At 74.2% G+C, this 12,488-nt stretch carries 14 protein-coding genes, 1 tRNA gene and 1 other RNA gene; 8 read left to right on the top strand and 8 right to left on the bottom strand.

Features of this window, described 5'->3' with window-relative positions; translation table 11 throughout:
• Positions 1 to 78: 78 nt before the first annotated feature.
• Positions 79 to 948: a 3-methyl-2-oxobutanoate hydroxymethyltransferase gene (gene panB, locus AC4BGE_RS16395; RefSeq protein WP_490575954.1), complete on the top strand. Its 870-nt coding sequence runs from the start codon at positions 79 to 81 to the stop codon at positions 946 to 948.
• A 49-nt stretch (positions 949 to 997) separates the two neighbouring features.
• Complete coding sequence (locus AC4BGE_RS16390; protein WP_490575953.1) at positions 998 to 2,248, top strand: PQQ-dependent sugar dehydrogenase; 1,251 nt, start codon at positions 998 to 1,000, stop codon at positions 2,246 to 2,248.
• Between the two features lie 20 nt (positions 2,249 to 2,268).
• Here AC4BGE_RS16390 and AC4BGE_RS16385 read toward each other — a convergent pair whose 3' ends face one another.
• On the bottom strand, positions 2,269 to 2,496 hold the full coding sequence (locus tag AC4BGE_RS16385; RefSeq protein ID WP_490572317.1) for a hypothetical protein: 228 nt from the start codon (positions 2,494 to 2,496) through the stop codon (positions 2,269 to 2,271).
• A 115-nt stretch (positions 2,497 to 2,611) separates the two neighbouring features.
• On the opposite strand from AC4BGE_RS16385, the gene map reads away from it, so the two are divergent.
• A complete protein-coding gene (gene map, locus AC4BGE_RS16380; RefSeq protein WP_490572316.1) occupies positions 2,612 to 3,460 on the top strand; it encodes a type I methionyl aminopeptidase in 849 nt (282 codons plus the stop codon).
• 40 nt (positions 3,461 to 3,500) lie between these two features.
• Here map and AC4BGE_RS16375 read toward each other — a convergent pair whose 3' ends face one another.
• Together AC4BGE_RS16375 and AC4BGE_RS16370 are read right to left on the bottom strand one after the other, a co-directional pair.
• Positions 3,501 to 4,595 carry a hypothetical protein gene (locus AC4BGE_RS16375; RefSeq protein WP_490575952.1) on the bottom strand — a complete coding sequence of 365 codons (1,095 nt, stop codon included), beginning with the start codon at positions 4,593 to 4,595 and terminating at the stop codon, positions 3,501 to 3,503.
• A 24-nt stretch (positions 4,596 to 4,619) separates the two neighbouring features.
• Entirely contained in the window at positions 4,620 to 5,033 is a 414-nt protein-coding gene (locus AC4BGE_RS16370; protein WP_490575951.1) for a tetratricopeptide repeat protein, read from the bottom strand.
• Positions 5,034 to 5,086: 53 nt separating this feature from the next.
• Between AC4BGE_RS16370 and rnpB the strand changes: the two genes are divergently transcribed.
• The 4 genes from rnpB to AC4BGE_RS16350 all read left to right on the top strand — a co-directional run bounded on the left by rnpB (position 5,087) and on the right by AC4BGE_RS16350 (position 7,462).
• Positions 5,087 to 5,478: RNase P RNA component class A (gene rnpB, locus AC4BGE_RS16365), an RNA gene on the top strand.
• A 179-nt stretch (positions 5,479 to 5,657) separates the two neighbouring features.
• On the top strand, positions 5,658 to 6,086 hold the full coding sequence (locus AC4BGE_RS16360; RefSeq protein ID WP_490575950.1) for a PPOX class F420-dependent oxidoreductase: 429 nt from the start codon (positions 5,658 to 5,660) through the stop codon (positions 6,084 to 6,086).
• Positions 6,087 to 6,181: 95 nt separating this feature from the next.
• The gene (locus AC4BGE_RS16355; RefSeq protein WP_490575949.1) at positions 6,182 to 6,937 is read left to right on the top strand and encodes an MFS transporter; all 756 of its coding nucleotides are present in this window, start codon (positions 6,182 to 6,184) and stop codon (positions 6,935 to 6,937) included.
• Between the two features lie 36 nt (positions 6,938 to 6,973).
• Positions 6,974 to 7,462 (top strand): hypothetical protein, encoded by a 489-nt coding sequence (locus AC4BGE_RS16350; RefSeq protein ID WP_490575948.1) that lies wholly within the window; start codon positions 6,974 to 6,976, stop codon positions 7,460 to 7,462.
• Here the strand turns inward: AC4BGE_RS16350 and AC4BGE_RS16345 are convergent.
• Together AC4BGE_RS16345 and AC4BGE_RS16340 are read right to left on the bottom strand one after the other, a co-directional pair.
• Positions 7,377 to 8,516: a DUF4082 domain-containing protein gene (locus tag AC4BGE_RS16345; RefSeq protein WP_490575947.1), complete on the bottom strand. Its 1,140-nt coding sequence runs from the start codon at positions 8,514 to 8,516 to the stop codon at positions 7,377 to 7,379. The genes AC4BGE_RS16350 and AC4BGE_RS16345 overlap by 86 nt on opposite strands.
• 265 nt (positions 8,517 to 8,781) lie before the next feature.
• On the bottom strand, positions 8,782 to 9,459 hold the full coding sequence (locus AC4BGE_RS16340; protein WP_490575946.1) for a hypothetical protein: 678 nt from the start codon (positions 9,457 to 9,459) through the stop codon (positions 8,782 to 8,784).
• Between the two features lie 125 nt (positions 9,460 to 9,584).
• Between AC4BGE_RS16340 and yaaA the strand changes: the two genes are divergently transcribed.
• Positions 9,585 to 10,364 (top strand): peroxide stress protein YaaA, encoded by a 780-nt coding sequence (gene yaaA / locus AC4BGE_RS16335; RefSeq protein ID WP_490575945.1) that lies wholly within the window; start codon positions 9,585 to 9,587, stop codon positions 10,362 to 10,364.
• Here the strand turns inward: yaaA and AC4BGE_RS16330 are convergent.
• The 3 genes from AC4BGE_RS16330 to AC4BGE_RS16320 all read right to left on the bottom strand — a co-directional run bounded on the left by AC4BGE_RS16330 (position 10,361) and on the right by AC4BGE_RS16320 (position 12,364).
• Positions 10,361 to 11,092: a zinc ribbon domain-containing protein gene (locus tag AC4BGE_RS16330; protein ID WP_490572308.1), complete on the bottom strand. Its 732-nt coding sequence runs from the start codon at positions 11,090 to 11,092 to the stop codon at positions 10,361 to 10,363. The genes yaaA and AC4BGE_RS16330 overlap by 4 nt on opposite strands.
• 26 nt (positions 11,093 to 11,118) lie before the next feature.
• Entirely contained in the window at positions 11,119 to 12,270 is a 1,152-nt protein-coding gene (locus AC4BGE_RS16325) for a Nif3-like dinuclear metal center hexameric protein (RefSeq protein WP_490572307.1), read from the bottom strand.
• Between the two features lie 22 nt (positions 12,271 to 12,292).
• Positions 12,293 to 12,364, bottom strand: a tRNA-Val gene (locus tag AC4BGE_RS16320).
• Between the last annotated feature and the right edge of the window lie 124 nt (positions 12,365 to 12,488).

Below are 12,488 nucleotides of genomic sequence, written 5' to 3'. Positions count from 1 at the left end.
TGTCCGGCAGGAATAGCCTGTGCGGAGTCCGTGGACTCCAGCGGGGAGCCGCGAGACGAGCCAGAGGAGAGCAATCGCATGAGCGAGCAGCAGCACGGCGACGTCGGCGCGCCGTACGGATCCGGGGCCGCGTCCCCCGGCCCCGCCGCCCCCGTCAAGCGCGTGCGCACCCACCACCTGCGGGAGATGAAGGAGCGCGGGGAGCGCTTCACGATGCTCACCGCCTACGACATGTACACCGCCGCGACCTTCGACGAGGCGGGCATCGAGCTGCTGCTGGTGGGCGACTCGGCCTCCAACAACGTCCTGGGCAACGAGACCTCGCTGCCGATCACGGTCGACGAGCTGCTCCCGCTGACCCGCGCGGTCGCCCGCTCGGCGCGACGGGCGCTCGTGGTGGGCGACCTGCCGTTCGGCTCCTACCAGGCCTCGCCGGAGCAGGGCTACCTGACCGCGGTGCGGTTCATGAAGGAGGGGGGCGCCCACGCGGTCAAGCTCGAGGGGGGTGCCGAGATGGTGCCGGTGATCGAGCGGTGCACCCGCGGCGGCATCCCGGTGATGGCGCACATCGGCTTCACCCCGCAGAGCGAGCACACCCTCGGCGGCTACCGCGTGCAGGGCCGCGGCGAGACCGCCGACCGGGTGCTCGCCGACGCCCGCGCGGTCCAGGACGCCGGGGCGTTCGCCGTGGTGATGGAGATGGTCCCGGGCGACGTCGCCGCCGAGGTGACCCGGGAGCTGCGCATCCCCACCATCGGCATCGGCGCCGGGCCGGGCTGCGACGGGCAGGTGCTGGTCTGGCAGGACGCCTTCGGCCTGCGGACCGGGAGGATGGCCAGGTTCGTCAAGCAGTACGCCGACGTGCACACCGTGCTGCTGGAGGCGGCCAGGGCCTACGCCGACGACGTGCGCGGCGGGACGTTCCCCGGTCCTGAGCACACCTTCTAGCCGGGGACCCCTTCCGGGCCGGCCCGTGGTCCGCGTACCGTGCGCTGCCATGCGGACCCGGCGCACCACGACCCTGTCCCTCTCGGCCTTCGCCGCCTCCGGCCTGGTGCTGGCGCTGGGCGCCTCCTCGCTCGCGGCGCCCGCGCCGGCCCCGTCGGCCCCGTCGGCCCGGACTGTCGCCGCCGCCGGACCCACGGCCGCGACGACCAGCCCGGAGGCCGGCACGCAGGCCACCGGGGAGACCACCGCCGCCGGGGCGCGGATGCCCTCGTTCAAGGTGCGCACGCTCGCCCGCGGCCTCGACCTCCCCTGGGACGCCCAACCGGCCCCCGGCGGCCGGGTGCTGGTGACCGAGCGCGAGCGGGCCCGGATCAGCGTGGTGCGCAAGGGCGAGCGCCGCACCCTGGCCTCGCTGCGGGGGCTGGTGCACGTCAGCGGCGAGATCGGGCTGATGTCGATCGCCCTCGACGCGCCGTCGCGGACCCTGTGGGCCTGTCACGGCGCCCGCGGCCGTTCCGGGACCGAGGTGCGGGTCACCCGCTGGCGCGTGAACCGAGCCTGGACCGCCCTCAAGGACCGGCGGACGGTGCTCGGTGGGGTCCCGCTGAGCAGCGGCAAGCACGGCGGCTGCCGACTGCTCCTGGACCGCCGCGACGGCGCCCTCCTGGTCGGCACCGGCGACTCGGGGGTGAGCAGCCACCCGCGCGACCTGGACTCGTTGGCCGGCAAGGTGCTGCGCCTCGACGCGCGCACCGGCCGGGCCCTGCCCGACAACCCCTGGGCGCAGGCGAGCACGCCGCGCCGCTTCGTGCTGACCTACGGGCACCGCAACGTGCAGGGCCTGGCCCAGCGCGCCGACGGCAGCCTCTGGTCGGTCGAGCACGGCAGCGACCGCGACGACGAGGTCAACCTGCTCGTCCCCGGCGGCGACTACGGGTGGAACCCCGGTCCCGGCTACGACGAGTCGGTCCCGATGACCGACCACTCGCTGCCCGGGGAGCAGATCGACGCCCGCTGGAGCTCCGGCCGGCCCACCCTTGCCACCTCGGGGGCCGACTGGGTGCGCGGCGCCGGCTGGGGGCGCCTGGACGGGACCCTGGCGGTCGCCGCCCTCAAGGGCAGCCGGCTGGTCTTCCTGCGCTTCGACGCCGACGGCGCGTCGAGGTGGGAGCGCGCGCCGCGCTCGCTGCGCCGGTTCGGCCGGCTGCGCAGCGTGACCACCACGCCCGGGGGCAGCCTGCTGATCACCACCTCCAACGGCGACGGGCGCGACCGCGTGCTGCGGGTCTCCCCGCGCTGAGGCCCGGGGGCCGACGCGCGTCAGGGCCGGGTCGGCTCCGCGCCGTCGCCGTCCTCGTCGTCCTCGTCGTCGTCGTTCCAGGCCGGGTCGTTGTCCCAGCTCTCGTTGCGCTCCTCGACCCGCTCCAGCGCGCGCTCGGCCTCCCCCTGCGAGCCGTAGGGGCCGAGGCGGTCGGCGTTCTTGCAGCCGTCCCGTCCCTCCACCGCGTGGTGCTTGAGGCAGAACCAGTACTCCGGCGTGTCGCTCATAGTCGGAGAACGTACACGCGCCGGGGCGCAGCACCACCGACACGTGGCGTCCCACGCGCCCGCCCATGCACCCGCCCGGCCCAGGACCGCGGAGCGGGAAACTACACTCGGGGCCGTGACTTCCGTCGTGGCCGCCCGCATCTCACCCCGCCGACAGGTCCCCGCGGCGATCCAGCGGCCGGAGTACGTCGACCGGCCCGCCCCGGCCCGCTTCGAGGGATCGGAGGTCAAGGACGCCGAGACCATCGAGCGGATGCGGGTCGCCGGACGGCTGGCCGCGCAGGCCCGCGAGCTCGTCGGATCCCACGTGGCGCCCGGCGTCACCACCGACGAGCTGGACCGGATCGGCCACGAGTTCCTCTGCGACCACGGCGCCTACCCGTCCACCCTGGGCTACCGCGGCTTCCCGAAGTCGCTGTGCTCCAGCGTCAACGAGGTGATCTGCCACGGCATCCCCGACAGCCGGGTGGTGGAGGACGGCGACATCGTCAACATCGACATCACCGCCTACCTCGACGGCGTCCACGGCGACACCAACGCCACCTTCCTGGCCGGCGAGGTCGACGAGGAGACGCGGCTGCTGGTTGAGCGCACCCGGGAGGCACTGGAGCGCGGCATCCGCGCGGTGCGCCCCGGCCGCCGGATCAACGTGATCGGCCGGGTGATCGAGGCCTACGCGAAGAGGTACGGCTACGGCGTGGTCCGCGAGTTCACCGGGCACGGCATCGGCACCGCCTTCCACTCCGGGCTGGTCGTGCCCCACTACGACACCGACGCCTACGACGACCTGATCGAGGTCGGGATGACCTTCACCATCGAGCCGATGCTCAACCTCGGCACCCACGAGTGGGAGATGTGGGACGACGGCTGGACGGTCGTCACCAAGGACCGGCGGGCCAGCGCCCAGTTCGAGCACACCCTGCTGGTCACCGCCGACGGCGCCGAGGTGCTGACCAACCCGTGAGGCCCGTACCGCCGGGCAGCCCCGCTGGGCCGGCCCGGCCCTACCAGCGGCTCTCCCCCGGCGGCGGGTTCGGGCTCGTGCGGACGGCGAGTGCCTGCGGCCCGTCACCCACGAGGTGCCGGTTGAGCTGGAACAGGTAGCTGCCGGCCTTCTCGATCGTCCAGCCCGACGGGAGTCGGGTGCCGTCTGGGTTCTCGACCTCGAAGGCGATCAGGTCCCACCCGTCCCCGGCGCCGGTGGCGGAGTACAACGAGACCCAGGGGCGGGCACCCAGGACGGCGTGGGGCACGGCCGCACCCTCGACCCGCACCGCGGTCGGGCCAGGCACGTCCACGCGGACCAGCGTGGTCCCCGGGTCGGCGACCTCGACCGGCGAACCGTCGACCCGCGCCGGGACGACCCGCGCGAGCCGCACGGAGCTGCGCGTCGGGGCGGAGACGAGGGCCAGGCGGGAGACCCTGCCGGGTCCGCAGCTGAGCCCCGTGCCGGCGGTCAGGACGTGCACGTGGCAACCGATGAAGGGAGACCCGTCCGGGACGAGGCCGGTGGCGTAGACCCCGGCGGCGCTACCCACCTGCTCGAGGATGACCGGGCGCCCCGCCGGCAGCCGGACGACGGCGGACCGCATGAGGGTCCGCGTGAAGCGGGTCGGCAGGTCGTCCCCCACCTCCCGCGTCGGCCGCTGGTAGCGCCGCATCCGCAGCTGCAGCCGGTCGACGCAGAAGTCACCGAGGCGCAGCCGGTAGGTCCCGGTCCGTGGCAGGCGCCAGTCCCCGATCGCGCCCTTCTCCAGGGTGGCACCGCCGATGCGCAGCGACGCGTTGGCGTAGCAACCGTGGTACTCGTTCGGCCAGCCGTCGGGCATGAGGATGACCCGCTGCCCCTGCCGGCCCTTGAACCGGTAGCGGTTCGTCGCGGACGGCGCGAGCTCCTCGCCGATCCGCACCCGGGGAGCCCGGACGGCGGCCTTGCGGGCATGCACGTCGGCGGCGGGCTCGGCAGCCGACGCCGAGCCGGCGGGGTACGACGTCGGGGCCGCCCCCAGCAGGGTCACGGTCACCGCGCTCACCACCGCCACCGTCAGGGCGCTCGTGATCCGGGGGCGGGTGCGGGCGTGTGCGATCGTCGGCTTCACGCGCGACAGTCTGCCCCAGGAGCGTCAGGGTTGGCGCCGGGCGAGCGCCTGCTCGACCCGGAAGACCGCCGCCTCGTGGTCGTACTCCATCGACATCACCGCGGCAAGCCGCAGGTGGGGCAGCGCCTCCTCCAGCCGGCTCTGCCGCTCCAGCACGCGGCCCAGCGCGTGGCGGGACCAGTCGTCGCTCGGGTTGTCCTCGACCAGGGCACGCAGCTCCTGCTCGGCCGGGCCGAGCTGGGCGCGGATCATCAGCGCCCAGGCGCGCAGCGTCCGCAGCCCGGTGTTGCCGGGCTCCTCGGCCAGCGCGGGCTGGAGCAGCCTGAGCGCCTCCTCCGGGAGGCGCCGGACCAGCAGGTCGTACGCCGCGGCGTACGCCTGCTCGTGGCGCCACATCCCCGACGGGGTGATCGGCGGGACCTGGTACTCCTGCTCCATGCCTCCCCAACGCTGCGCCGGGTCGCGCGATTCCCTAGACTCGTCCTCGCGAATGGGCCAGCCGGGCGATCGCGTCGGGGCGGGAGACCGCCTCGCCGAGGAAAGTCCGGGCTCCACAGGGCGCGGTGGTGGGTAACACCCACCCGGGGTGACCCGCGGGATCAGTGCCACAGAGAACAGACCGCCTCTCCTCCGGGAGCGGCAAGGGTGAAACGGCGGTGCAAGAGACCACCAGCGCCCCGGGCGACCGGGGCGGCTAGGCAAACCCCACCGGGAGCAAGGTCAAGAAGCCGGACGTGAGAGCGGCCGGTGCGTGCACGTTCGAGGGCGGCCCGCCCGAGTGCACGGGTAGACCGCAGGAGGCGATCGGCAACGGTCGTCGTAGATGGATGATCGCCCCCGCCGCGAGGCGGGACAGAACCCGGCTTACAGGCTGGCCCATTCGCTTCACCCCCTCTGAGCTGCGAAGACGCGCTTCAGAGGGGTCTGCTGTACCCACCGTCTTCACCGCGGCGGGCGTGGTCGGGACCGCCGCAACTGCGGGGCGATGAGTTCACCGACTCACGGGTACACCACGAAGGCCCCTTCGGGCCGACTCACCACCCCCCGACGAACGGATCCCTCATGCCTCCCACGTCCCTCAACGAATCCGCTCGAGCGATGCTCGAGAAGCCGAACCCGGCGGTGATCGCGACCACCCGCTCCGACGGCCAGCCCGTCTCGGCCGCCACCTGGTACCTGCTTCGCGGGGACCGCGTCCTGGTCAACATGGACGAGGGCCGCAAGCGACTCGCCCATCTCAGGAGGGACCCGCGTGTCTCCCTCACCGTGCTCGACGAGGCGTCGTGGTACACCCACGTCACGCTCATCGGTCGCGTCGTGGAGATCTACGACGACGAGGGGCTCGCGGACATCGACGCCTTGTCCACCCACTACTCGGGCAACCCCTACCCCCAGCGTGACCGCGCCCGCGTGAGCGCGCTGATCGAGATCGAGCGCGTGCACGGCTGGGGCGCTCAGAAGAACAACGACCAGCCGGACGGCAGCGAGTGACGGCGCGCCCCGCCTGCTCTGACCGCGCAGCGGGTCGGCGGCGAACCGTCCGATAGGCATCGACGGGGGCGCGCCCGCCCAGTACGGTGCCTCGCGTGCCGCCGCCCGCCCTCGCCCACCGGAACTTCCGGTGGCTGGTCGCCGGGACCACGACGAGCGCGCTCGGCAACGCGATCACGCCGGTGGCGCTCGCCTTCGCCGTCCTCGACCTCGGCGGCTCGGCGACCCAGCTCGGGCTGGTCGAGGCGGCGTACGCCCTGACCCACGTGCTGACCACGCTCTTCGGAGGCGTGATCGGCGACCGCGTGCCCCGCGCCCTGCTGCTGCAGGGGTCCGCCCTGGGCGCCTCGGCCACCCAGGCCCTGATCGGGGCCAGCCTGATCGGCGGCTGGTCCAGCATCCTGATGCTCGGCCTGGTCGGGATGGCCAACGGCTCGCTCTCCGCACTCAGCGGCCCGTCGTCCGCGGCGCTGACACGCCAGACGGTGCCGGAGGAGGTCCTGCCCTCCGCGGTGGCGCTGCGGCGCCTCCTGCAGAACACCGCCATGGTCGTCGGCTTCGCGGGAGCCGGAATCGTCGTCGCCGCCGCGGGATCGGGGTGGGCCATCACGCTGGACGCGGTGTCCTTCGCCGCGGCGGCGTACTGCTTCCACCAGCTGGACGTGGCTCCTCTGCCGGCCACCTCCGCCCACGGGCAGGTGCGCTCGCTGGTCGGCGACCTCGGCGAGGGCGCGCGCGAGGTGCTGAGCCACACCTGGCTGTGGATGCTCATCCTCCAGGCCACGCTCTACCACCTCTTCTACGGCGGCGTGCAGGGCGTGCTCGGGCCCATCGCCGTCCGCGACGCGTAGGACGTCGCGGCCTGGGGCTGGGCCCTGGCGGCGCTGATGACCGGCTTCATGGCGGGTGGCGCCATCTCGCTGCTGATCCGTCCTCGGCGGGGGCTCCTCGTCGGCACCCTGCTGCTGTCGCTCACCGCGTGCTTCCCCGCCGCGATCGCGCTGGGCGACAGCCTCACCGTCCTGCTGGTCGGCGCGTTCCTGCACGGTCTCGGGCTGGAGATCTTCTCGGTCAACTGGGACCTCGCCATCCAGCAGAACATCGCCCCGGACAAGCTCGCGCGGGTCTACTCCTTCGACCTGGTGGGGTCCTACCTGGCCCGCCCGCTGGGCCTGGCCCTGGTCGGACCCGTCAGCGCGGCCACCGGGGTGACAGCCTGGCTCTGGGTCTGCGCCGCCGTGATGGCCGCGGGCTCCCTGGCCGCAGCCGCCCTGCCCTCGGTACGCCGGCTCACCGCGTCCGGAAGGACCACACAGCCTCCTGGCGCCCCGCCTTCCGCGGCTGCTGGTCGAGCCGGGCACCGCCCACGTCCTTGATCGCCGGGGCGACGGAGACCCGGTAGCTCGTCCGGCGCTTCAGCGCGGACCTCGCGGTCACCACCAGCCGGGTGGCGTCCTCCGAGAGCCTGAGCCGCACGGGCACGCTCCTGCCGCCGGGCCGGGACAGGCGTACGGCGGCCTTGGTGACGCTGTTCCGCCGGAGCGGCTCGGAGAAGCGGATGCGCACCGCGACCCGCCCGGAGCGGGGCTTGGCCCGCCACCCGACCACCCGGGGGGCCGCCTCCTTCGCCCCTGGCCCCTGGGTGGGCTCCTGCCCCGGACCGTTCGGCCCGCCCGGGGGCCGCGTCGGGGCCGGTGACTTCGTGGGGTCCTGTCCCGGGGTGCGCGTCGGGGACGCCGACGGGCCAGGCCCTCCGGCGGGCTGCCACAACGGAGAGATCCAGTAGTTGGACTGCCGGTGGCCGCGCGACGGGTAGGAGCCGCAGGGGGCCTCGTCGTAGCAGTGCGCACCGTTCGGGCTGCTCTCGGTGTCGGCCAGCGCAGTGACCGGCCCCTCGGTCAGCGAGCGTCCGGCGAAGAACCCGTACTCGAACGCGTACATGGTGCGAGGAGTGAAGTAGGACGCGGTGTAGGTGACGTCGGGGCCGACCTCGACCGGGGTGTCGAAGGCGAGGTCGGTCCAGCCGTCCGCCGTCCCGGCGGCCACCTCGCCCGCGGCGATCCGGTTGCCCTGCTCGTCCCACAAGGAGATCCGCAGCCGCGACGGGTCGACCCGGTAGACACGGAGCCCGGTGACCAGCACCGGGCTCGAGGTCCGGAACCGCACGCCCAGCTCCAGCCCGTTGCGTCGGTCGTCGGCCACGCAGTAGCCGCGGGCGTCCACCACCCACCGACCGCAGTCGGCCGAGCGCTGGCGACCCGGCCGGTCCGCGGGCCACCAGGCCCCCGCGTCCTGCTGCTGGGCGGCCGCGCTCACTCCCGCGGGCGAGGACCAACCGCCGGCCAGCAGCGCGAGTGGGACGACGAGCGCCGCCGCCGTCAGCAGCGTGCTCAGCACGGCGGTCAGGGTGCGTGCGGGTCGGACCGTCATGTCGGGCTCCCTCGTCCTCGGAGCCACGTCGTGGAGCTCCTGGGATCGCGCGCTCGCGCGCGACTTTCCTCACCGTAGACCCGAATGAGATCTGCGTCACACCCTGCTCGGCGCGGCGGTCTCCAAGGCGCTCGACCGGGCCGGCTTCGCGATCGTGGCCACCGGTCTCCAGCAGTGCCTCGTCGACGGCGGCGGTGTCGACAGCGTGGACGTCAAGAAGATGGAGAAGCTCTTCCTCTCCCTGGCGTGAGCCCCGCGTCGCGGCTCACCGGCAGATGTTGACGTCCTGGGAGCCCAGGACGCCGTCCCAGACCTCCCGCATGGGCGGCAGCCACGACTGGGTGGTCGGCACGAACGCGATGCTGCCCGGCACCCGCCCGCGCACGCCGTCCACCTCCATCCGCTCGACCACCAGCGGCAGGGTGAGGTGACGTTGCCGGGTGCCCTCCCAGCACGCGGAGGCGCGTCGCTTCCCCACCGCCTCCTTGAGCGAGATCGGGTCGCCGACCGACTTGCCGCCGTAGCGCCACGCGACGGTCGTGGCGTAGCCGGTCTGGCCCTCCCACGGGGCGTGGACGGTCGCCGCCATGCCGCGGGTCCGGCGGCTCGCCACGTAGAAGACCACCCGGCCGTCCTGCACCGTGCGCTCCCGCGACGACCACTCGCGCAGCACCCGGGCGTCGCGGGTGCGACGAGCCTGGTGCAGCCTGACCAGGCAGCCCTCGCAGTCCTCCACGGTGAAGGCGAGCCGGGTCCGGGCCGGCGCCGAGGCGAGCTCGGCCGCCGCGCTCGCCCCGGTGCGGCTCCCGGACCCGGCGAAGGCGTGGCCGGCCCCGGGCAGGACGAGCGCGCTCGCGGTGACCGCGGCGAGCAGGGCGCCGGTCAGCCACCGGGCGCGTGCGGGCCTGCGGAACCGGTCTCGAGACAGGTGGTCGGCGGTCATGGTGTCCTCCCGGAGGGTGCGTGTCCCCTCATGACGCACCAGGGGCCAGCCCAGGTTGCACCCGCGCCCGGACCGTCGGCAAGGCGGCTGTCCGGCCGCCGGCAGGCGCGTCCTAGGGTTGCCCGGTGCTCATCCTGCTGCCTCCCAGTGAGGGGAAGACCGCCCCGCTCCGCGGCAAGCCCCTCGACCTGACGACCCTGTCCTTCCCCTCGCTCACCCCGACCAGGTCGCTGCTGCTGGACGCGCTCGTCCGGCTCTGCGCCGACGACCCGGCCGACGCCGCGCGGGTGCTGGGGCTCGGCCCCACCCAGGCCGCGCTGGTGGCCCGCAACGCCGAGCTGACCACCGCCCCCACCGCACGGGCCGACGCGGTCTACACCGGCGTCCTGTACGACGCCCTCTCCCCGGCCACGCTCTCGCCGGCGGCCAAGCGGCGCGCGACCCGCCAGCTGGCCGTCGCCTCGGCCCTCTTCGGGCTCGTCTCCCCCGCCGACCGCATTCCCGCCTACCGCCTCTCCGGCGACGCCGCGCTCCCGGACCTGGGCCCGGTCGCCGCCCACTGGCGCGAGCGCCTCGGGCCCGCGGTCACCGACCGCGTGGGCCGTGGGCTCCTGGTGGACCTGCGCTCGGGCACCTACGCCGCCTTCTGGCGCCCGGGCCCCGACCTGGCCGGGCGCACGGTCGGGATCCGGGTGCTGCACGAGCACCGGGGCGTCCGCAAGGTCGTCAGCCACTTCAACAAGGCCACCAAGGGGCGCCTCGTCCGCGCCCTCCTGGAGGAGGGGGTGACGGCCCGCAGCGCCGGCGGCCTCGCCGGGGCCCTGCGGGACCTGGGCTGGCAGGTCGAGCAGGGGCACCCGGGTGCCCACGGCACCCGCCTCGACGTGGTGGTCGCGGACGTCTAGGCCGGGGCCTGGCCGCCCAGCCCGGAGTCGGCCGTGCGGACCAGGATCCGCTGGCACTCCTCGCAGCGGATCACGTCGTCGGCGGGAGCGGCCTTGATCCGGGCGAGCTCCTGGGCGTCGACCCCGAGGCGGCACCCGCTGCACTGCCGCGCCCGCAGCAGCGCCGCCCCGATGCCGTCCTTGGCCTGCCGGAGCCGGTCGTAGAGAGCGAGCAGGTCTGCGGGCAGGTCGGTGACGGCCGGACCGCGGCGGGCCACCAGCGACTGGAGCTCGGCGTCGATCTCCGCCTCCTTCTCGGCCCGCGCGGCAGCGAGGTCGGCAAGCCTGGCGTCGCTGGCGGCCAGCTCCTCCTCGTGGCGCGACAACGTCGCCTGCGCTTCCTCGAGGCGCTCCATGATCTCCAGCTCGGCGTCCTCGAGGGTGCTGACGCGGCGCTCGAGCGACTCCAGCTCGTGAGTCATCCGCTGCAGGTCCTTGGGGTTGCTGACGAGCCCCTGGTCCATGCGGTCGCGGTCGCGCGTCCGGCGCGTGCGCACCTGCTCCACGTCGGCCTCCGCCTTCCGCAGCTCGACGGTCAGGTCGTCGACCACGATGCGGGCATCGCGGGCGCGGTCGGCCACCTCGGCGCGGCTGGCCTCCAGCTTCTCGATCTCGGCCGCCTCCGGCAGGTGGGCGCGGCGGTGGCGCAGCTGGTCGACGGCGGAGTCGAGCTCCTGGACGTCGAGCAACCTGGCCTGGTCGGCGGGATCGGCTTTCAGGGTCGTGCTCCTTCGGTGGGTGGGCCTGCGGGGATCTGGAACGTCCACGGGTCCGTGCGGATGGTGCTGACGCGGGTCTCCACGGTATCGCCCCACGTCGCCAGCACCCGAGTGGCCACCACCGGGAGCCACGTCCACTCCGCCGCCCAGTGCGCCACGTCGATGAGCGCGGGCCCCTGCTTCTCGACGAACTCCGCGGCGGGATGGTGGCGCAGGTCGCTGGTGAGGTAGGCGTCGACGTCGAGCGAGGCGACGTGGTCGAGGAACGAGTCGCCGGCTCCGCCGACGACCGCGACACGGCGGATCGGACGGTCCGGGCGGCCCGCGACCCGGACCCCCTGCGCGGTCGCCGGGAGCCGGTCACCGACGAGGCGGGCGAACTCCTCCAGGGTCGTCGGGTCGACGGACCCGATCCGGCCGGTGCCGGTGACCGCCTGGCCGGGGTCGGCCACCTCCAGCACGTGGTAGGCCGGCTCCTCGTAGGGGTGGGCGGCGAGCATCTCCCGCACCACCTGCCGACGCAGCGCCCGAGGCAGCACCACCTCGATCCGCTCCTCCGCGACGACCTCGAGCTCGCCCGGGCGGCCGATCGCGGGGTCCGCGCCCTCCTGGGGACGGAACCGCCCCTCTCCCGCGCCGGTGAAGCTGCACAGGTCGTAGTCGCCGAGAGCACCTGCCCCCGCCTCGCCGAGCACGTGGCGCAGCCGCTCGGCGTCCTCCCGGGGCACGTAGACCACGAGGGTGTCCAGCGCCTCCTGCGGGGTCGGCAGCAGCGGCTCGAGCCCGGTCAGCCCGAGGGTGCGCGCCAGCGCCTCGGAGACGCCGTCGACCGCCTGGTCGGCGTTGGTGTGGGCGGTGAGCAACGCGCAGCCCGCCCCCGCCAACGTGGCCAGGGTCCGCCCCTTGGGGGTGGTGGCCGCGAAGCCGTGGACCGGCTTGAGGAAGAGCGGGTGGTGGACCACGAGCAGGTCCGCGCCCCAGCCGGCGGCCTCCCGGGCCACCTCCAGGGTGGGATCCACCGCGAACATGACCCGCCGCACCGGAGCGTCCGGGTCGCCCAGGACGAGGCCCACGGCATCCCACTGCTCGGCGGTGCCGGGCGGGTACCACGTGTGCAGACGCGCGACGACTTCCTGCAGGGTGGGCATGGAGGTGAATCCTAGTGCGGCGTGCGTCGGGACGGTTTCGAACCGCCGACCGCTCGGGTGTAAACCGAGTGCTCTACCGCTGAGCTACCGACGCGAGGCGGGCCAAGACTACGGCACGGGAAATGAGTTGAGCCGCTGGCGTCTCGGGTCACCAGCGGCTCAACAAGGATGATGCTATGCCCTGGGAACCACCGGTGTCCGGCAGTTCGGGCTCTGCG

This window comes from Nocardioides sp. Z50_6 (genome assembly GCF_058215755.1).
This window is presented reverse-complemented; position numbering and strand designations above follow the sequence as displayed.

What these genes read in the sequence shown, in the direction of transcription:
- AC4BGE_RS16370 (WP_490575951.1), bottom strand. Translation starts at nt 5,033, where the DNA reads ATGGAGCAGGAGTACCAGGTCCCGCCGATCACCCCGTCGGGGATGTGG.
- AC4BGE_RS16340 (WP_490575946.1), bottom strand. Translation starts at nt 9,459, where the DNA reads ATGACCGCCGACCACCTGTCTCGAGACCGGTTCCGCAGGCCCGCACGC.
- AC4BGE_RS16390 (WP_490575953.1), top strand. Translation starts at nt 998, where the DNA reads ATGCGGACCCGGCGCACCACGACCCTGTCCCTCTCGGCCTTCGCCGCC.
- AC4BGE_RS16345 (WP_490575947.1), bottom strand. Translation starts at nt 8,516, where the DNA reads ATGACGGTCCGACCCGCACGCACCCTGACCGCCGTGCTGAGCACGCTG.
- panB (WP_490575954.1), top strand. Translation starts at nt 79, where the DNA reads ATGAGCGAGCAGCAGCACGGCGACGTCGGCGCGCCGTACGGATCCGGG.
- AC4BGE_RS16350 (WP_490575948.1), top strand. Translation starts at nt 6,974, where the DNA reads ATGACCGGCTTCATGGCGGGTGGCGCCATCTCGCTGCTGATCCGTCCT.
- AC4BGE_RS16325 (WP_490572307.1), bottom strand. Translation starts at nt 12,270, where the DNA reads ATGCCCACCCTGCAGGAAGTCGTCGCGCGTCTGCACACGTGGTACCCG.
- AC4BGE_RS16360 (WP_490575950.1), top strand. Translation starts at nt 5,658, where the DNA reads ATGCCTCCCACGTCCCTCAACGAATCCGCTCGAGCGATGCTCGAGAAG.
- AC4BGE_RS16385 (WP_490572317.1), bottom strand. Translation starts at nt 2,496, where the DNA reads ATGAGCGACACGCCGGAGTACTGGTTCTGCCTCAAGCACCACGCGGTG.